General features: G+C 65.7%; 17 protein-coding genes. 10 read left to right on the top strand and 7 right to left on the bottom strand.

Annotated features, from left to right (window positions below; translation table 11 throughout):
- Nucleotide 1 precedes the first annotated feature (1 nt).
- From bamB to HNP46_RS17475, 4 genes are all read left to right on the top strand, one after another.
- A complete protein-coding gene (bamB, locus tag HNP46_RS17460; protein ID WP_184591228.1) occupies nucleotides 2-1,144 on the top strand; it encodes an outer membrane protein assembly factor BamB in 1,143 nt (380 codons plus the stop codon).
- Nucleotides 1,145-1,227: 83 nt separating this feature from the next.
- Nucleotides 1,228-2,715 (top strand): ribosome biogenesis GTPase Der, encoded by a 1,488-nt coding sequence (der, locus tag HNP46_RS17465; RefSeq protein WP_081515961.1) that lies wholly within the window; start codon nucleotides 1,228-1,230, stop codon nucleotides 2,713-2,715.
- Between the two features lie 81 nt (nucleotides 2,716-2,796).
- Nucleotides 2,797-3,945, top strand: coding sequence for a pyridoxal phosphate-dependent aminotransferase (locus tag HNP46_RS17470; RefSeq protein ID WP_184591232.1), 1,149 nt, complete (start codon nucleotides 2,797-2,799; stop codon nucleotides 3,943-3,945).
- On the top strand, nucleotides 3,933-4,727 hold the full coding sequence (locus HNP46_RS17475) for an amidohydrolase (protein WP_184591235.1): 795 nt from the start codon (nucleotides 3,933-3,935) through the stop codon (nucleotides 4,725-4,727). The genes HNP46_RS17470 and HNP46_RS17475 overlap by 13 nt, the downstream gene beginning before the upstream one ends.
- A gap of 213 nt (nucleotides 4,728-4,940) precedes the next feature.
- On the opposite strand, the gene HNP46_RS17480 is transcribed toward HNP46_RS17475, so the two are convergent.
- Nucleotides 4,941-5,894, bottom strand: a complete 954-nt coding sequence (locus HNP46_RS17480) for an aldo/keto reductase (protein WP_184591237.1) — start codon at nucleotides 5,892-5,894, stop codon at nucleotides 4,941-4,943.
- A 150-nt stretch (nucleotides 5,895-6,044) separates the two neighbouring features.
- Between HNP46_RS17480 and HNP46_RS17485 the strand changes: the two genes are divergently transcribed.
- Nucleotides 6,045-6,377 carry a DUF5629 family protein gene (locus tag HNP46_RS17485; protein ID WP_184591240.1) on the top strand — a complete coding sequence of 111 codons (333 nt, stop codon included), beginning with the start codon at nucleotides 6,045-6,047 and terminating at the stop codon, nucleotides 6,375-6,377.
- A 48-nt stretch (nucleotides 6,378-6,425) separates the two neighbouring features.
- On the opposite strand, the gene HNP46_RS17490 is transcribed toward HNP46_RS17485, so the two are convergent.
- The 4 genes from HNP46_RS17490 to leuA all read right to left on the bottom strand — a co-directional run bounded on the left by HNP46_RS17490 (nucleotide 6,426) and on the right by leuA (nucleotide 11,619).
- Nucleotides 6,426-7,664 (bottom strand): OprD family porin, encoded by a 1,239-nt coding sequence (locus tag HNP46_RS17490; RefSeq protein WP_184591242.1) that lies wholly within the window; start codon nucleotides 7,662-7,664, stop codon nucleotides 6,426-6,428.
- An 80-nt stretch (nucleotides 7,665-7,744) separates the two neighbouring features.
- Complete coding sequence (locus HNP46_RS17495) at nucleotides 7,745-9,118, bottom strand: spinster family MFS transporter (RefSeq protein WP_184591245.1); 1,374 nt, start codon at nucleotides 9,116-9,118, stop codon at nucleotides 7,745-7,747.
- Between the two features lie 272 nt (nucleotides 9,119-9,390).
- The gene (locus HNP46_RS17500; protein WP_184591247.1) at nucleotides 9,391-9,867 is read right to left on the bottom strand and encodes a hypothetical protein; all 477 of its coding nucleotides are present in this window, start codon (nucleotides 9,865-9,867) and stop codon (nucleotides 9,391-9,393) included.
- A gap of 81 nt (nucleotides 9,868-9,948) precedes the next feature.
- Nucleotides 9,949-11,619, bottom strand: coding sequence for a 2-isopropylmalate synthase (gene leuA / locus HNP46_RS17505; RefSeq protein ID WP_221455012.1), 1,671 nt, complete (start codon nucleotides 11,617-11,619; stop codon nucleotides 9,949-9,951).
- Between the two features lie 399 nt (nucleotides 11,620-12,018).
- On the opposite strand from leuA, the gene HNP46_RS17510 reads away from it, so the two are divergent.
- From HNP46_RS17510 to HNP46_RS17530, 5 genes are all read left to right on the top strand, one after another.
- Nucleotides 12,019-12,489, top strand: coding sequence for a DUF2946 domain-containing protein (locus HNP46_RS17510; protein ID WP_184591249.1), 471 nt, complete (start codon nucleotides 12,019-12,021; stop codon nucleotides 12,487-12,489).
- A gap of 202 nt (nucleotides 12,490-12,691) precedes the next feature.
- Nucleotides 12,692-14,701, top strand: a complete 2,010-nt coding sequence (locus HNP46_RS17515) for a TonB-dependent copper receptor (RefSeq protein WP_260403195.1) — start codon at nucleotides 12,692-12,694, stop codon at nucleotides 14,699-14,701.
- A 52-nt stretch (nucleotides 14,702-14,753) separates the two neighbouring features.
- Nucleotides 14,754-16,124, top strand: a complete 1,371-nt coding sequence (locus HNP46_RS17520; RefSeq protein ID WP_184591254.1) for a PepSY-associated TM helix domain-containing protein — start codon at nucleotides 14,754-14,756, stop codon at nucleotides 16,122-16,124.
- A gap of 129 nt (nucleotides 16,125-16,253) precedes the next feature.
- Nucleotides 16,254-16,742, top strand: a complete 489-nt coding sequence (locus HNP46_RS17525; RefSeq protein WP_184591256.1) for a copper chaperone PCu(A)C — start codon at nucleotides 16,254-16,256, stop codon at nucleotides 16,740-16,742.
- Complete coding sequence (locus HNP46_RS17530; RefSeq protein WP_184591258.1) at nucleotides 16,742-17,284, top strand: GNAT family N-acetyltransferase; 543 nt, start codon at nucleotides 16,742-16,744, stop codon at nucleotides 17,282-17,284. The genes HNP46_RS17525 and HNP46_RS17530 overlap by 1 nt, the downstream gene beginning before the upstream one ends.
- On the opposite strand, the gene HNP46_RS17535 is transcribed toward HNP46_RS17530, so the two are convergent.
- Together HNP46_RS17535 and HNP46_RS17540 are read right to left on the bottom strand one after the other, a co-directional pair.
- Nucleotides 17,265-17,654 carry a DUF2809 domain-containing protein gene (locus tag HNP46_RS17535; RefSeq protein ID WP_184591260.1) on the bottom strand — a complete coding sequence of 130 codons (390 nt, stop codon included), beginning with the start codon at nucleotides 17,652-17,654 and terminating at the stop codon, nucleotides 17,265-17,267. The genes HNP46_RS17530 and HNP46_RS17535 overlap by 20 nt on opposite strands.
- Nucleotides 17,654-18,490, bottom strand: a complete 837-nt coding sequence (locus HNP46_RS17540; RefSeq protein WP_184591262.1) for a M23 family metallopeptidase — start codon at nucleotides 18,488-18,490, stop codon at nucleotides 17,654-17,656. Before HNP46_RS17540 ends, HNP46_RS17535 begins: the two co-directional genes overlap by 1 nt.
- Nucleotides 18,491-18,908: the final 418 nt, after the last annotated feature.

Consider the following 18,908-nt stretch of genomic DNA (forward strand, 5'->3'; position numbering starts at 1 on the left):
GATGTTGCGTTGGAAACACGTTGCACTGCTGGCACTGACCCTGATGGCTGTGGGTTGCAGCAGCAATAGCAAGAAAGAACTGCCGCCGGCCGAACTGACCGATTTCAAGGAAGAGGTTCGCCTGGACAAGCAGTGGAGCCGCTCGGTCGGTGACGGCCAGGGCGATCTGTACAACCTGCTCGAACCCGCCGTGGATGGCCAGACCATCTACGCTGCGTCCGCCGAAGGCCGGGTCATGGCGATCCAGCGCGAAAGCGGCGAAGTCCTGTGGAAGCAGGACCTCGACCTGCCGATCTCCGGCGCCGTCGGCGTAGGTAACGGCATGGTTCTGCTGGGCACCCTGCGCGGCGACGTGATCGCCCTGGATTCCGGCACCGGCGAGCAGAAGTGGCGCACCAAGGTCAGCAGCGAAGTCCTCGCCGCGCCGGCCACCAACGGTGACGTGGTGGTGGTGCAGACCCAGGATGACAAGCTGATCGGCTTCGATGCCGCCACCGGCAACCAGCGCTGGATCTACGAAGGCACCGTACCGGTGCTGACCCTGCGCGGCACGGGCGCTCCGCTGATCGCCGGTCGCCTGGCGCTGGCCGGTCTGGCCAGCGGCAAGGTCGTTGCCGTGGATGTCGAGCGCGGCCTGCCGGTCTGGGAAGCGCGCGTCGCCATCCCGCAGGGCCGTTCCGAACTGGATCGCGTGGTCGATATCGACGGCGGCCTGCTGCTGGTCGACAACGTGCTCTACGTGGCCAGCTACCAGGGCCGTGCCGCCGCGCTGGACGTGAGCAGCGGCCGCGTGCTGTGGCAGCGTGAAGCCTCCAGCTACGTCGGCGTCGCCGAAGGCACTGGCAGCGTGTTCATCAGCCAGGCCAGCGGTACCGTGGAAAGCCTCGATTCCCGTGGTTCGTCCTCGCTGTGGAGCAACGACGCCCTGGCTCGCCGCCAGCTGTCCGCTCCGGCCGTGTTCTCGAGCAACGTGGTGGTGGGCGATCTGGAAGGTTACGTGCACCTGCTCAGCCAGGTGGACGGTCGTTTCGTCGGTCGCGAGAAGGTCGATGGCGATGGTGTACGGGTTCGCCCGCTGGTAGTCGGCAACTGGATGTACGTGTTCGGCAACAGCGGCAAGCTGGTCGCCTACACGCTCCGCTAAGCTGAGTGTTACTGCCGGCCGCTGCCGTGAAAAACGGCAGCGGCCGTCGTGTTTTCTGAAAATCAAATTTCCTGGAGAGCCGCATGGTTCCCGTAATAGCCCTGGTGGGCCGCCCGAACGTCGGCAAGTCCACCCTGTTCAACCGCCTGACCCGCACCCGCGACGCCATCGTCGCCGAGTACGCCGGGCTGACCCGAGACCGCCAGTACGGCGAGGCCAAGTGGCAGGGCAAGAAATTCATCGTCATCGATACCGGTGGTATCTCCGGTGACGAGGAAGGCATCGATGCGAAGATGGCCGAGCAGTCCCTGCAGGCCATCGAAGAGGCCGATGCCGTCCTGTTCATGGTCGACTCCCGCGCCGGCCTGACCGCCGCCGACGAGATGATCGGCGAGCACCTGCGCAAGAAGAACAAGCGCACCTACCTGGTGGCCAACAAGGTCGACACCGTCGATCCGGACATCGCCCGCGCCGAGTTCAGCCCGCTGGCCCTGGGGCACGCGATCCCGATCGCCGCCGCCCACGGCCGCGGCATCACCCAGATGCTCCAGGAAGCCCTGGGCGAGATGTTCGCGCCCGAGCCGGAAGCGCCGGAAGACAACGACCTGCCCGGCGAGATGGAAGAAGTCGCCGAAGGCGAGGAAGCCAAGCGCATCCCCGGCCCGAGCGAGAAGGATGGCATCAAGATCGCCATCATCGGTCGCCCCAACGTCGGCAAGTCCACGCTGGTGAACCGCATGCTCGGCGAAGAGCGGGTGATCGTCTACGACCAGGCCGGCACCACCCGCGACAGCATCTACATCCCCTTCGAGCGCAACGAAGAGAAGTACACCCTGATCGACACCGCCGGCGTGCGTCGCCGCGGCAAGATCTTCGAGGCGGTGGAAAAGTTCTCCGTGGTGAAGACCCTGCAGGCGATCCAGGACGCCAACGTGGTCATCTTCGTCATGGACGCCCGCGAAGGTGTGGTCGAGCATGACCTCAACCTGCTCGGCTTCGTGCTGGAGACCGGCCGCGCGCTGGTCATCGCGCTGAACAAGTGGGACGGCATGGAATCGGCCGAGCGCGATTACGTGAAGACCGAGCTGGAACGCCGGCTGATGTTCGCCGACTTCGCCGACATCCACTTCATCTCCGCGCTGCACGGCACCGGCGTTGGCCATCTGTACAAATCGGTGCAGGACTCATTCCGTTCCGCCGTGACCCGCTGGCCCACCAGCAAGCTCACGCAGATCCTCGAAGACGCCATCCAGGTCCACCAGCCGCCGATGGTCAACGGCCGCCGCATCAAGCTGCGCTATGCGCACCTGGGCGGCGCCAACCCGCCGCTGATCGTGATCCACGGTAACCAGGTCGATGCTGTACCCAAGGCCTATACCCGTTACCTGGAGAAGACCTTCCGCCGTGTGCTGAAGCTGGTCGGCACGCCGATCCGCATCGAGTACAAGGGTGGTGACAACCCGTTCGAGGGCAAGAAGACCCAGCTCACCGATCGCCAGGTCAACAAGAAGCGCCGCCTGATGTCGCACCACAAGAAGGCCGAGAAGAAGAAGAAGGACAAACGTAAATAACGTCTGTCGGGCTTCAGACCGCAAGCCGCAGGCGATAGAGTAGGGACTTCCCTCTCATCGCCTGCAGCCTGTAGTCACGCCATGCTTACCAGCAAACTGCCGAATGTCGGCACCACCATCTTCACCCGCATGTCCCAGCTCGCCGCACAAAGCGGGGCGCTGAACCTCTCCCAGGGCTTCCCGGACTTTCCCGGCCCTGCGCCGTTGCTCGAAGCCGTCGGCCGCCACGTGATGGCCGGGCACAACCAGTACAGCCCGATGACCGGTCTGCCGGCGCTGCGCGAGCAGGTCGCGCTCAAGGTCGCCAGCCTCTACGGCCGCACTGTCAGCGCCGATGCCGAGGTAACCATCGTTCCCGGCGCCACCGAAGGCATCTTCTGCGCGGTGCAGGCGCTGATCCGCGCTGGCGATGAAGCCATCGTCCTCGACCCCTGCTACGACAGCTACGAGCCCTCGGTGGAACTGGCCGGCGGCCGCTGCGTGCACGTCGCCCTGAGCCAGCCGGACTTCCGTATCGACTGGCAGCGCCTGGCCGATGCCATCACCCCGCGCACCCGACTAATCTTCCTCAACAGCCCGCACAACCCCAGCGGCGCGCTGATCGACCGCGCCGACCTGGATCGCCTGGCCGAGCTGATCCGTGATCGCGAGGTCTATGTGATCAGCGACGAGGTCTACGAGCACCTGATCTATGACGGTGTGCAGCACGCCAGCGTGCTGGCCCACGACGAGCTGTACCCGCGCGCCTTCGTCATCAGCTCCTTCGGCAAGACCTACCACGTCACCGGCTGGAAGACCGGCTACGTGGTGGCGCCGCCAGCGCTGTCGGCAGAGATGCGCAAGATCCACCAGTACGTGAACTTCTGCGGCGTGACTCCGCTGCAGTACGCGCTGGCCGACTTCATGGCCGCGCACCCCGAACACCTGCGCGAGCTGCCGGCGTTCTACCAGACCAAGCGCGATCTGTTCTGCGACCTGCTGGAAGGCTCGCGCTTCACCTTCCAGCGCGCCGCCGGCACCTACTTCCAGGTGGTGGATTACTCGGCGATCCGCCCGGACCTTGATGACGTCGCCATGTCCGAATGGCTGACCACCGAGCACGGCGTCGCCGCCATCCCGGTCTCGGTGTTCTACCAGCAGGCTCCGGCGGACATGCGCCTGGTGCGCTTCTGCTTCGCCAAGAAAGAGGAGACGCTGCGCCAGGCAGCGGAACGACTATGCGCGATCTGACTCAACTGGCCGATCTGAAACTGGCGCTGGTGCAGACCACCCTGGTCTGGCACGACGCCAGGGCCAACCGCGAGCGCTTCGAGGCGTTGCTGGAAAGCGCCCGCGGTGCCGACGTGGTGATCCTCCCGGAGATGTTCACCACTGGCTTCTCCATGGACTCCGAGGCACTGGCCGAGGCGGAGGAGGGCGAGACCTACGCCTGGCTGCGCGAACAGGCTGCCCGGCTCGATGCCGTGGTTTGCGGTAGCGTCATTATCCGCGCAGCAGACGGTAGCCATCGCAACCGTCTGCTCTGGGCGCGCCCGGATGGCGAAATGCAGCATTACGACAAGCGCCATCTGTTCCGCATGGCCGGCGAGCACCAGCACTACACTCCGGGCGAGCAGCAGGTTCTGCTGGAATGGAAGGGCTGGCGGATTCGCCCGCTGGTCTGCTACGACCTGCGCTTCCCGGTGTGGAGCCGTGACGCCCAGGACACCGACCTGCTGCTCTACACCGCCAACTGGCCGGCCGCGCGCCGCCAGCACTGGAACCGCCTGCTGCCGGCGCGGGCCATCGAGAACCTGTGCTACGTCGCGGCGGTCAACCGCGTCGGCGAAGACGGCAAGGGTCACGCCTATTCGGGCGACAGCCAGGTGCTGGACTTCCAGGGCGACAACCTGCTCGCCGCTGGCAACGCCGACGGCGTATTCCAGATTGCCCTGAGCGCGGCGGAGCTGGCGGCTTACCGTGAGCGCTTCCCGGCCAATCTGGATGCGGACGAGTTCGATATCCGCGGGTAGCCGGAGGCCAATCGCGGACGGAGTCCGCTCCTACGAAACCTGACACCGCGTAGGAGCGAACTCCGTCCGCGATGTCTTCGCCCCGCTGAGCACGTACCGGGCGCCAGCAGTAGGATGGTGTGGAGCGAAGCGATACCCATCAATCGCAGCACCGACAGCATGGGTATCGCTCCGCTCCACCCATCCTGCGGTCAGCGTTGACCTGGAATTTCCTCAATAGGCGCTGGCGGTGTTCAACCGCTGGATCGCCTCGTCGCTGAGCTTCAGCTCCACCGCTGCGATCAGGTCTGGCAACTGCTCCAGCTTGGAAGCGCTGGCAATCGGCGCGGTGATGCTCGGGCGGGCCATCAGCCAGGCCAGGGCGACCTGGGTCGGCGTGGCATTCAGCTCGCCGGCCACGGCCTCCAGCGCATCGAGGATGGCGAAGCCGCGTTCGTTCATGAAGTTCTTCACCTTGTAGCCGCGCACGCTGCTCTTGCCCAGGTCGTCCTCGCGGCGGTACTTGCCGGTGAGGAAACCGGCCGCCAGGGAGTAGAAGTTGATTACCCCCAGGCCCAGCTGCTGCACCGTCGGTTCCAGCTGGGTCTCGTAGTTGGCGCGGTCATACAGGTTGTAGTTGGGCTGCAGGCTCTGGTAGTGCGGCAGCTTGAGCCGCGTACAGAGCTCGTGGGCTTCACGCAGGCGCTCGGCGTCAAAGTTGGAGGCGCCGATCCCCCGCACCTTGCCGCGCTCCACCGCCTCGGCGAAGGCACCCATGGTTTCCTCCAGCGAGGTGTGCGGGTCGTCGCAGTGGGACTGGTAGAGGTCGATGTAATCGGTCTGCAGGCGCTTGAGCGAGCGCTCCAGGGCCTGCTCGATGTACACCGCCGACAGCCCCTTATGGCCATTGCCCATGTCCATGCCGACCTTGGTGGCGATGATCACCTGGTTGCGCTTGCCGGTCTTCTTCAGCCATTTGCCGATCAGGGTTTCCGACTCGCCGCCGGCGTGCCCCGGCGCCCAGCGCGAGTAGACGTCGGCGGTGTCGATGCAGTTGAGCCCGGCGTCCAGCAGTGCGTCCAGCAAGCGAAACGAGGTCGCCTCGTCGGCGGACCAGCCGAACACATTGCCGCCGAAGACCAGAGCGGGAATCTTCAGGCCCGATTGTCCGAGTTCGCGTGTACGCATCGGCTTTGGCTCCTCAGGAGATGTGTGGGTTGGGGGATGTGCGGGAACCCTCAGTGTAGACGGGCTGCCGCCTGCCGCGGGGCGGATTGCCCGGCAACCGCACGCCGGCTGGTCTATCATGGCGCCCAGCCCATCTGCCGAGTGCCCGCCATGACCATGACTCCCTACCTGCTGGACCAGCTGGAAACCGCCGACATGCTGTTGATCGACGGTCTGCACGCCTGGCAGTTCGAGCTCAACGAGGCATTGCTGGACCAGGCCGATGCTGCCGCCCATGCCGACCAGCCGTTCGCCAGCGAAGACGTGGTGCTGCAGATCGAGTCCCTGGATGGCCGCGACCGCCGCGAGTGGCGCTTCAGCTACAACCAGGTGATGGAGGCCAGCTACCAGGCCGAGGACGAGACCTGGCTGCTGCAGGCGGGGGACAAGCAGCATCGACTCTGCTGCCTGGGCGCCGTCACCGCCAGCGGCGACGACGAGTAAGCGTCCCCTGACAACGAAGAAGGCCCCGCGAGGGGCCTTTTTCATGGCTCAGAACGCCAGCGGATAGCTGGTGATGAAGCGCACCTCGTCATAGTCGCTGGCGTAGCTGCTGCGTACGGTGGAGGTGCGCATGAGGAACGCCAGCTTCTGCAGCGGACCGCTCTGGATCGTGTAGCCGATATCGGTATCGCGTTCGTACTCGTGGCCGTCGCTCTGGCCGGGGCGCGAGATATCGGTGCCCTTGGTGTAGCGCGTCATCAGGGTCAGGCCCGGCAGCCCGAGGCTGGCGAAGTCGTAGTCGTAGCGCAGCTGGTAGGAGCGCTCCTGCGCCCAGAAGAACCCGCCATTGGTGACCCAGTTGACCAGGTACGGCTGCGGCGTATTGCCCAGCAGCATGGGGAACATGTCTTCGCCGAGCATGCGCTGGTAGGTCGCCGAAAGCATGTGGCCGCCGTGCTTCACGCCGAGCCGCGCGCCATAGGCGCGGTTGTCGATGCGCCCGGCCAGTGCCTGCCCGGATTCCTCATTATTGAAGTAGCTCAGCGTGCCGAGCAGCGCGGTTTTCTCTCCCAGCGGCTGCTTGAAGTTGGCACCGACGTAGTGCTGGTCGTAGATGTCCTGCAGCTGGGCGAAGTAGTAGCTGGTGGACAGGCCGGGTGTCCATTGCGCATCGACGCCGCCCAGGTTCAGCTGGTTGCTGTCCTGGCTGGCAGGGCGGGTGGCCAGGTAGAACGACTCGCGGTCACTGGAGGCGCGAGTGCTGGTGTTCCACAGCTGCGCAACAGTGAATTTGAAGCGCTCCGACTCCTTCGACTCCAGCATCACACCCTGGAAGGTCTGCGGCAGCACGCGCACGTCATCCTGGAAGATCACCGGCAGGCGCGGCTCCAGCAGGCCGACCCGCAGCGTGGTCTTCGAGTAGCGCAACTTGAGCGTGGCGCCGCCACGGCTGAAGTCATCCACCGGCTCGCCGGTGCTGCGGTCATAGGGCAGGTTGCTGTCGTTGCTGGTGCCGGCACCGCCGTCGAGTTTCAAGGCGTAGAAGCCGGTGAAATCGACGCCGACACCGATGGTGCCTTCGCTGAAGCCGGAGCTGAAACGCGCCAGTACGGCCTGGGACAAGCTGCCCGCCTGGGATTGCGCGGCGTTGTCCTGGCGATAGTCGCGCAGCATGTAGAAGTTGCGCAGAGTAGTGTCCAGGCGGCTGTCGTCGATCAGGTCAGCCTGGGCGCAGAGGGGCATCAGCGCGCCGCACAGCAGCGCACCGGTAAAGCGATTACGGAACATCGTCATCTCCTGGCACCGTTCGCCGGGGCGCGGGGCGTCCTGCCGGCGAACGGGCTTGCGTCTTGTCGAGGCGGGCGCGATCAGTTCGCGGTGGCGGCGTTGCCGTTCAGGGCGGCGGCGGCTTCGGGCTGGGCCCGTTGTTCTTCGCCCAGGCTGCGGCGAAAGTGCTTGCGCCCGGCGCCCAGCAACCACAGGCAGAGCAGCCCGGCGAGGGTGACGATGATGCCGATGGACGAGCCGACGGCCTTCGGGTCCTTGAAGTACTGGTCGGTGAGCAGTGCCACCAGGGTGGTGCCGACGCCCAGGCCGATCAGGTTGGAGACCAGCAGGAACAGCGCCGAGACCTGCGCGCGCAGGCGGTTGGGCGTGAGCACCTGCATGGCGGCCGCCGAGGTGGAGATGCAGAAGGCGCAGAAGAACATCGCCGGGCCCATCAGCAGCACCGACAGTTGCAGGCTGCCGGCCGTCACCGAGCCGATGACGAAGGGAATGGTGCAGGCCGCGCCGAGCATGCCGGCGATCATCGCGGCGTCGCTGCGCCCGCGCTTCTGCAGCACGTCCACCAGCCAGCCGGCGCAGAACACGCCAGCGGTGTTGAGCACCAGCAGGATGCCGCCGAGGATGTAGCCCACTTCCAGCGGCGTCAGGCCGTACTGGCGGATGTACATGGCCGGCGCCCAGCCCATCAGCGCGTACTGGCACATGGCGAAGAAGGAGAAGCCCAGGTAATGGCAGGTGAAGGTCGCGCGGTGGCGGCGCAGGAAGCGCAGGCCGTCGCCGATGCTCGCCTTGTGCTGCGAGTGGGTCTCCCTGCGCGCCGGGTCGCGGATGGTCAGCGCGATCAGCAGCGCCACCAGCACGCCGGGCAGGCCGACGATGAAGAACGCGATCTGCCAGGATCGCACCTGGCCCAGCAGGCCCAGGTCGATGGCCGGCACATCGCGCAGCGCCTCGATCACGTAGCCACCGACGAGGAAGGCCAGGCCGCCGCCGAGGAACGCGCCCATGGAATACAGCCCCAGTGCGCGGCCGAGTTTCTCCTTCGGGAACAGGTCGGCGAGCATCGAGTAGGTCGCCGGTGTCAGCGCGGCCTCGCCGACGCCCACGCTCATGCGCGCCAGGAACATCTGCAGGAAGTTCTTCGACAGCCCGCACGCGGCGGTGGCGAGACTCCAGAAAGCGACGCCGATGGCGATGATCCTGACTCGCGAGGAGCGGTCGGCCAGGTACGCGATGGGCAGCCCCATGAAGGCGTAGAACAGCGAGAAGGCCAGCCCGCTGAGCAGGCTGAACTGGGTATCGCTGATCTGCAGGTCGGCCTTGATCGGCTCGATCATCAGCGAAAGGATCTGCCGGTCAACGAAGGAGAAGATGTACGCCACCATGCACAGCACGACGACATACCAGGAATAGCGCGAAGCGCGGACGGATTGCGGGTGGGATTGCGGGTTCACGGTTACTGGCTCCTGAAGCGGGTGAAGGCAGATGGCCAAGCACGTCGAGCTCGTTGTTGTTGTAGGTAACCGGGCGCCTCTGTACGCAAGGCAGGGGCGGCCCAAAGTGTCTGATTGCGTGACACGGTTTTTTGTTTGCCTGCCGTTTCCACGGCAGTGCACGCAAGACTAGGGAAGGGGAGCGGCAGCGGTAATCGGGGCGAGTACCAGCATTGCGGAGACTTCCCCCTAGGGGGCTAGGGGGAATCTTTAGAGGGTGTGAGGCGGGCGGTTCAGATCAGGCCGAGCAGGGCCAGCACGAAGGCACTGCCGAATACCACGGCCATGACCGCGGCGAGGATCAGCAAGCTGACACCCAAGGCGCGCCAGTTGGAGGCGAATTGGCCACCCTGGGCGGCGTGCTGCTCGACTGCGTCGCCGATTATTTGCTTGGCGTAACGATGCATGACGATGACGGCGGCAATGTTGAAGGGCGTGGCGGGGACGCTTTCGGGCAGGAGCAGGGCTGCCAGCAGTATCGCGGCGAATACGCCGATGCCGGTGATCCAGGCATTACGAACCTGAGCATCGCGTCCCAATCGCTTGAGGTTCTGCGCAATGACCCAGGCGCCAGCGACCGGTGTGCCGAACAAGGTGGCGATAACGACGGCGGCGAGACGGTAGAGCGGCTCGCCGGTGGCAACGGCTGGACCATCCTGGAGGACTGCGGTTGGCGTCTGGAAGGGATTTTCCTGCGGTGTGGTCGTCATTTCTCACTCCATTGAAAAAGCCCCGGACGCACGAAGCATCCGGGGCAAAGGGACTTCCTTGATGACCAGCGTAGACCAGGCTTACGCGGCTTTCGCGTGGCCCAGCGTCACGGCGCGGTTCAGGGCGCTGAACAGCGCACGGAAGCTCGCCGTGGTGATGTTTTCATCGATGCCGATGCCGTGCAGCGAACGACCACCCTCGACGCGCAGTTCGATGTAGGCGGCCGCGCGAGCATTGGTGCCGGCGCCGATGGCGTGCTCGTTGTAGTCCATGATCTCGACGTCCACCGGCAGCGAGGCGACCAGGGCTTCCAGAGTACCCTTGCCCTTGCCGTGCCAGCGGTGCTGCTCGCCCTTGTGGGTCACGTCGATGTCGATGGCGCAGACGCCGTTCTCTTCCTGCAGGCGGTAGTTCTTCAGGCCGAAGGGAGACACGGCTTGCAGGTACTCGGTCTGCAGCAGGGTGTAGATCTGCTCGGCGGTCATTTCCAGGCCCAGGCGGTCGGTCTCGTTCTGCACCACCTGGCTGAACTCGATCTGCATGCGGCGCGGCAGGCTGATGCCGTATTCCTGTTCGAGCAGGAAGGTGATGCCGCCCTTGCCGGACTGGCTGTTCACCCGGATCACCGCCTCGTAGCTGCGGCCGATGTCCGCCGGGTCGATCGGCAGGTACGGCACTTCCCATACGGCGTCTTCCTGCTGCTGGGCGAAGCCCTTGCGGATGGCGTCCTGGTGGGAGCCGGAGAAGGCGGTATGGACCAGGTCGCCGACGTACGGATGACGCGGGTGCACCGGAATCTGGTTGCACTCTTCCACCACCTTGCGCACGGCGTCGATGTCGGAGAAGTCCAGTTCGGGGTCGATGCCCTGGGTGTACATGTTCAGCGCCATGGTCACCAGGCAGAGGTTGCCGGTGCGCTCGCCGTTACCGAACAGGCAGCCTTCGACGCGGTCGGCGCCGGCCATCAGGGCCAGTTCCGAAGCGGCCACGCCAGTGCCACGGTCGTTGTGGGTGTGCAGGCTGAGCAGCACGCTGTCGCGCTTGTTGATCTGGCGGCCGAACCACTCGATCTGGTCGGCGTAGTTGTTCGGGGTGGCGCACTCGACGGTGGCGGGCAGGTTGAGGATCAGGCGGTTGGCCGGGGTCGGCTGGAACACCTCTATCACTGCGTTGCACACCTCGACGGCGAAATCGGTCTCGGTGGAGCTGAACACTTCCGGCGAGTACTCGAAGCCCCACTGGGTTTCCGGCGCGGCGTCGGCCAGGCGCTTGATGGTCTGGCCAGCGGCCACGGCGATGGCTTTGACGCCGGCCTTGTCCTGGTTGAAGACGATCTTGCGGAAGCTCGGTGCGCAGGCGTTGTAGTAGTGGACGATGGCCTTCTTCGCGCCTTTCAGCGACTCGAAGGTGCGCTCGATGAGGTCGTCGCGGGCCTGGGTCAGTACCTGGATGGTGACGTCATCGGGAATGTGGTCGTTCTCGATCAGCTCGCGGACGAAGTCGAAGTCGGTCTGCGAGGCGGACGGGAAGCCCACTTCGATTTCCTTCAGGCCGACCTGCACCAGGCACTTGAAGAAGCGCATCTTCTTCTCGGCGTCCATCGGCTCGATCAGCGACTGGTTGCCGTCACGCAGGTCGGTGGACAGCCAGATCGGCGCCTTGTCGATGATCTTGTCCGGCCAGGTGCGGTCGGGCAGGGTGATCTGGGTGAAGGCACGGTATTTCTTCGACGGGTCTTTGAGCATGCTCATGAGCGGAATCCTTGTTCTCTGCGGCCTGCGGGGCCTGCGCGTGAAAATCTGAATGAGGCGAAACGGGGGAGGGGGGCTCAGCCACGCAGTCGCGGGCTGACCAGGCGCAGGCAGGCGTGTTGGCGAAGCAGGATGAGGGTGTGTGCGGTTTTCATGGGTGCCAAGCTAATGGCCTGGGAGACCAATGGCAAGCATTTGGGGAAATTTGGTAGGAAAAGTCCTGATGGCGTGTTTGGTGAGAATTAATTGTCGAAAAATGCCTGTTTCAGCAATTTATCCTGAAGCTTAGCGTTGTGCTTAACTGATTCTGCGTCCTCGTGCCGCAGCGGAGCTTTGTAACTCCATGCGATCATTGCGCACCCGCCCCAGGCGGGGACCTTCCATCCGCAAGGACATTTCGTGATCCGTCGTACTCGACAAGGCGTAGGCACCTGGCTGGCGTTGTTCGCCATGCTGATGATCTATGTCGGCCCGCTGGTCTCCCAGTCGATGCCGATGGATCACGCCATGCCGATGGATCATGTCATGCCGATGGAGCACGGCGCGTCCATGGGGCACGGCAAGGCCAGCGCCCACGACATGGCCGGCCTGGACGACATGGCCTGCTCCGACGGCCAGCGCGCCGCGGGCCATCATGCCGCCCCGGTGTCCCATGGCGAGCAGCCGCTCACCGCCGACGCCTTCATGGAGAAGTGCGGCTACTGCAGCCTGCTGATCCACAGCCCGCCGCTGACGCCGCCGCCGGTGGTAATCGACCACGGACTGCCCGCCGTCGGCGCGCCCGTCGCCCAGTTCGTCTCTTCCGATGTTCCCGCCTCGCCGGTCTTCCCCGGCGCCCGCTCCCGCGCACCCCCGTTCCTGATCGGCTGACCTGTAATCCCGACTCCCCGACCCCGGCGCGGATGCCTGCATTCGCTCATCGCGCCGTGCGAGTACGCGTGGAGCGGGCGTCATCACCGATCATGGAATTCATGGAATGTCCCGCATCCCAATGCGCCGTCGGCAGAGTGCCGTCGGCCTGCGTGCCCTGTGCGCGCTGACCGCCCTTGGCGGTTTCACTGCTGTCCCGGTCATGGCCGAGGAAGAGGATCACTCGGCCCACGTCACTGACGCGTCGGTGACCGAGCTGTCGCCCAGCGTCATCACCGCCGTGGCGCAGAGTTCGCCGCTGACCGTGGTTACCGACCCCAAGCAGCCGCGCCAGCCGATCCCCGCCAGCGATGGCGCCGACTACCTCAAGACCATCCCCGGCTTCTCCGCCATCCGTAATGGCGGCACCAATGGTGACCCGGTGCTGCGCGGCATGTTCGGCTCGCGCCTGAACATCCTCACCAACGGCACCACCATGCTCGGTGCCTGCCCGGCGCGGATGGATGCGCCGACCTCCTATATCTCCCCGGAAACCTTCGACAAGCTCACCGTGGTCAAGGGCCCGGAGACGGTGATCTGGGGGCCGGGTGCCTCGGCCGGGACTATTCGCTTCGACCGCGAGCCGGAGCGCTTCGGCGAGCTGGGCATGCGCGTCAACGGCAGCCTCACCGCCGGCTCCAACGGTCGCTTCGACCGCGTGCTGGACGCCGCCGCGGGCGGACCGCTGGGCTATGTACGGGTCACTGGCAACAAGTCGCAGTCCGATGACTACGAGGACGGCGCCGGCAATACCGTGCCCTCACGCTGGAACAAGTGGAACGGCGACGTGGCCGTGGGCTGGACGCCGGACGCCGACACCCTGGTCGAACTCACCGCCGGCAAGGGCGACGGCGAAGCCCGCTACGCCGGGCGCGGTATGGACGGCTCGCAGTTCAAGCGCGAAAGCCTCGGCCTGCGCTTCGAGAAGTCCAACATCGGCGAGGTGCTCGACAAGCTGGAGGCGCAGGTCTACTACAACTACGCCGACCACGTGATGGACAACTACAGCCTGCGCACGCCCTCTGGTACCGGCATGATGGCCGGCCCCATGGCCGCCAACGTCGACCGCCGCACCCTCGGCGGGCGCCTGGCCGCCACCTGGCGCTGGGACGATTTCAAGCTGATCACCGGAGTCGACGCGCAGACCAACGAGCATCGCCAGCGCAGCGGCATGGGCATCGACACCTATGACGAGCAGCCGTGGGACAAGGACGCCGTGTTCCACAACTACGGCGCCTTCGGCGAGCTGACCTGGTACGCCGCCGACCGCGACCGGGTGATCACCGGCGCGCGCCTGGATCGCGCCTCGGTCAAGGATTACCGGCAGACCACCGGCTCCATGGGCATGCCCAATCCCACTGCCGACGACACCCGCGCCGATACCCTGCCCAGCGGTTTCGCCCGCTACGAGCACGACCTGGCGGATACCCCGACCACTCTCTACGTCGGTCTCGGCCACGTGCAGCGCTTCCCCGACTACTGGGAGCTGTTCTCCCCGGACAAAGGCCCGAGTGGTTCGCTCAACGCCTTCGACAGCATCAAGCCGGAGAAGACCACCCAGCTGGACTTCGGCGCGCAGTATGAGGACGAGAAGCTCAAGGCCTGGGCCTCGGGCTATGTCGGCGTGATCCGCGACTACATCCTGTTCGACTACCAGACCGGCGGCATGATGGGCCGTACCTCCCAGGCGCGGAACGTCGATGCCCGCATCCTGGGCGGCGAGCTGGGTGCGGCCTATGCGCTGACCAGCAACTGGACCGCCGACGGCACCCTGGCCTACGCCTGGGGCAAGAACACCAGCGACGGCAAGGCACTGCCGCAGATGCCGCCGCTGGAGGCGCGCCTGGGCCTGAGCTACGAGCAGGGCGACTGGAGCGCCGGCGGTCTCTGGCGTGTGGTCGCGCACCAGGGCCGGATCGCCCAGGACCAGGGCAACGTGGTCGGCTACGACTTCGACGAAAGCCCCGGCTTCGCGGTGTTCTCGCTCAACGGCGCGTACAAGCTGAGCAAGAACCTCAAGGTCAGCACCGGCGTCGACAACCTGTTCGACAAGGACTACGCCGAGCACCTGAACCTGGCGGGCAACGCCGGCTTCGGCTATCCGGCCAACAATCCCGAATCGATCCACGAGCCAGGGCGGACGTTCTGGACCAAAGTGGACTTCAACTTCTAAGCCCGATCGGCCCCCGCCGCTCGGGGGCCTCCTTGCGTGAGGAGACCAACGAATGCAGCACAAGACATTCGATTTCTACAATCTGGCCTGGCGCTGGCACTTCTATGCCGGGCTGTTCGTCGCGCCGTTCATGATCCTGCTGGCGCTCACCGGAATCATCTACCTGTTCAAGCCGCAGCTCGACCCGCTGATGTACGGCGACCTGCTGCAGGTGAAGCCGGGCGAGGTGCGGCTGTCCGCCGACGAGCAACTGATGCACCTGCATCACCAGAACCCGCAGCTGCAGGTCAGCCAGTACCTGCCGGCGCCGGCGGCCGACCGCAGCGCGCAGTTCGTCGCGCAGCTGGACGGGCGCGAGGTGAATGCCTTCGTCGATCCGTACAGCGGCAAGCTGCTCGGTGTGCAGGACGCCAAGTCCAACCTGCAGGCCATGGCCCGCGCGCTGCACGGCGAGCTGATGATCGGCACCGTCGGTGACCGGCTGATCGAGCTGGCCGCCGGCTGGGGCATCGTGCTGGTGGTTTCCGGCCTGTACCTGTGGTGGCCGCGCAAGCGCTCGTTGCGCGTGCTGCTGTGGCCGGACCTGTCGCGCCGTGGTCGCGCGCTGTGGCGCGAGGTGCACATGGTGGTCGGCTTCTGGGGCTCGTTGCTGATGCTGTTCATGCTGCTCACCGGCATGACCTGGACCGGCTTCTGGGGCAAATCCTTCGCCGACGTGTGGAACCGCTTCCCGGCGGCCATGTGGAACGAGGTGCCCAAGTCGGACCTGGAGGCGCGCACGCTCAACGACGCGCACCGCCAGACCATCCCCTGGGCCATGGAGAACACCCCGATGCCGATGTCCGGCGGAGCCCACGCCGAACACATGGCCCATGGTTCAGGCGGCATGGCGATGCCGCAGATCAGCCTGCAGCAGGTGGTCGATACCGCTGACAAGGCTGGCGTGACGCCCGGTTACGCCGTCGCACTGCCCAAGGGCGAGCAGGGCGTGTTCACCGTCTCGGTGTTCGCCGATGACTCGCGCAACGACGCCACCCTGCACATCGACCAGTACACCGGCAAGGTCCTCGCCGATGTGCGCTGGAAGGACTATGGGCTGGTGGCCAAGGGCGTCGAGTCCGGGGTGATGCTGCACGAAGGCAAGATGTTCGGCCTGTTCAACCAGCTGCTCATGCTCGGCGTCTGCCTGATGATCCTGCTCAGCGCCATCAGCGGCCTGTGGATCTGGTGGAAGCGCCGTCCGCAGGGCCGCCTTGGCGTCCCGCCGATGCCCCACGCGCTGCCGGTGTGGAAGGGCGGGGTGGCGATCATGGTCATCCTCGGCATCGCCTTCCCGCTGGTGGGCGCTTCCCTGCTGCTGGTGTGGGCGCTGGACTGGGCCGTGCTGTCGCGGATCAAGCCGCGCAGCCCGGCGCTGGGCTGAGGCGTGCACTGTTTCAACCTGACGCCTGCTGCGAGGCAGGCTATGCTGCGGCGCGATCATTTCGCCCGCGGCCCACTGGATGGCCGCCATCCCGGCGGACCTGATCACCTGCCAACTGGAGTCTCGAAGATGCGTAAAACCCTGCTCGCTTTCGCTGTCCTGCTGGGCTTCTCCGGCGCCGCCCTGGCCCATGAATACGAGGCTGGCAACCTGCACATCGACCACCCGTGGTCGCTGCTGCTGCCGGCCAACTCGGTGAACGGCGCCGCCTACTTCATCGTGCAGAACCACGGCAAGGAGGCGGACCGCCTGCTCGGCGCCGACACCGACCGCGCCGCCAGCGCCGAGGTCCACCAGCACGTGGAGAAGGACGGCATGATGAAGATGGTGAAGGTCGAGGGCGTGGACATTCCCGCCGGCGGCAAGATCGTCTTCGCGCCCGGCCAGTACCATCTGATGTTGTTCGGCCTGAAGAAGCCGCTCACCGACGGCGAGCGCTTCCCGCTGACCCTGCACTTCCAGAAGGCTGGCGATGTGAAGGTCGAGGTCGCGGTGCAGAAAGAGGCTCCGAAAGGCACGGATATGGGCCACGACATGCACGGCATGCAGATGAACTGATGAGCGACCGGCTCCTGCGCCCACTGGTCTGGGTGCAAGACGGCGAGTGGCTGCTGGGGTTCGACGGCAGCTACTCCAGCGACTCGATCCTGCGCATCGAGAGCGCCGCCGACGGTTTCATCCTGCGCGAGGAGCGGCTGGCCGAGCCGCAGACCAAGCGCTATCCCTTCGCTGACCTGAAGGATGACGTCACGGCGGCCGACTGGACCGCCGTGGTCGTCGACGAAGAAGGCGAGCGCCTGGGCTTCGCCATCGCCCGCTACGAAATCTGGAATCGCCGCGCGGTGCTGGACGACCTGTTCGTCCTCGCCGCCGCGCGTGGCCAGGGCGTCGGCCGGCAATTGCTGGAAGGCTGCCTCGACTGGGCGCGCGGCACCGAGGCGCGCCACCTGTGGCTGGAAACCCAGAACCTCAACCTGCCGGCGGTGGGCTTCTACCGCTCCCGCGGCTTTGCCCTCAGCGGGCTGTCCACCGACCTCTACGACCCGGCGCAGGTGCTGCCCGGGGAGATGGCGCTGTTCTTCAGCTACCCGCTGGCCTGAAGGCCAGGCGCGTATGGCGCGTGGCGAGAATCAACACGAAGCCGATGCAGTAGGCCAGCACGTCCAGCCAGTCCGGCGTCGCGCCCAGCACGATGCGCAGCGCGCGATTGCCGATCTGCCAGTGGAAGGTCGCGGCAAGGAACTGACCGAATTCGATCAGCAGCCCGCAGGCCAGCGCCGCCCCGGCGAGCCAGAGCGCCGGTGCATCGACTGCAGTGCGCAGCAGGCAGTACAGCCAGATGACGGCCAGCACATCGCCGCCGAAACCCCGCAGCCAGCCGAGGTTGGCTCCGGCCGTGGCGAGCCAGACCAGCACGGCGAACCAGAGCAGCGCGAAGATAGCGCTGCGTCCATCGAAACGAAGCCGCATCAGGGCTTGAACGCGCCGATGAAGATCGCCGGATCGACGCGGGCGTCGTTCAGGCTGACGTTCCAGTGCATGTGCGGCCCGGTGGCGCGGCCGGTGGCGCCGACGCGGCCGACCACGCCGCCGCGCGGGACCGCATCGCCAAGCTTCACGTCGATCTTCGACATATGGCAGAACATGCTGATGAAGCCCTGGCCGTGATCGACGAACACGGTGTTGCCGTTGAAGAAGTAGTTGCCGATGAGGATCACCTTGCCGGCGGCCGGCGACTTGATCGGGGTGCCGGCGGGCACGGCGAAGTCCAGCCCGGAGTGCGGGTTGCGCTCTTCGCCATTGAAGAAGCGGCGCAGGCCGAAGGGGCTGGAGAGCGGGCCGTTGACCGGCTTGTCCAGCACCAGGTTGCTCGGCGTACCGGCGCTGAAGCTGCGGTAGGCGGCGGTCTGCTCGGCCAGCTCGCGGTTGATGCGCTTGAGGTCTTCGGGCAGCGGGTTGACCTGACGGGTGTTCTTCAGGGTGATGCGTTGCTCTTTATAGTGCTTGCTGCCCACCTCGAAGCCGAGGTTGCGGCTGGCGCCGCCTTGCTTGACGACGATCTGCTGGCTGCCGGCCTTGGTGGTCAGCGGGATACCGACGATGGCGATCCAGTCGCGGCCTTCCTCGCGTACTACCAATACCGGTTTGCCCTGGTAGGTGGCGGTCGGCGCGGCGGCGTCCTGGCCCAGTTGTACGACGGCAACGCCGCCGGGCACCGGCTTGTTCAGCGTGCGGCTGATGAAGCCGTCGGCGTGGGCGGTCAGGGTGAACAGGGCGGTGATGAGCAGGCAGGAAAGTCGAAGCATGGCGCGATCCGTGGACGTGTCGGCGGACGAAGCGGGCAGTCTACACGGGCCGCTCCGGCGGGCGGGGCCAATTCGTCGAAAGCACGATGGCTCGGCACGCTGTGGTCTTCGTAGGAGCGGACTTCGTCCGCGACAGGTCGGTACCGGACTGGAGGTCATCGCGGACGGAGTCCGCTCCTATGCCCGCTCTCACTGCCGCGCCGGCACGATGGTTCGGTAGGAACTTGTAGGAGCGAGCTTGCTCGCGAACAGCCCCGTTGTGGAGAGGGGGGCGCGAGCAATAACGATGGCGCCCCCTCGCTCCTACAGGTCTCGGCCGTTTCTTCGTAGGTACTGCAAAAACGCTATCGGCGTGGCGAATGTAGGATGGGTGGAGCCTGCGATACCCATGCTGTCCTTGCACGGTGATCGATGGGTA

The sequence above is a fragment of the Pseudomonas nitroreducens genome, from assembly GCF_014204515.1.
In the GTDB taxonomy this organism is placed as follows: Bacteria; Pseudomonadota; Gammaproteobacteria; order Pseudomonadales; family Pseudomonadaceae; genus Pseudomonas; species Pseudomonas nitritireducens_A.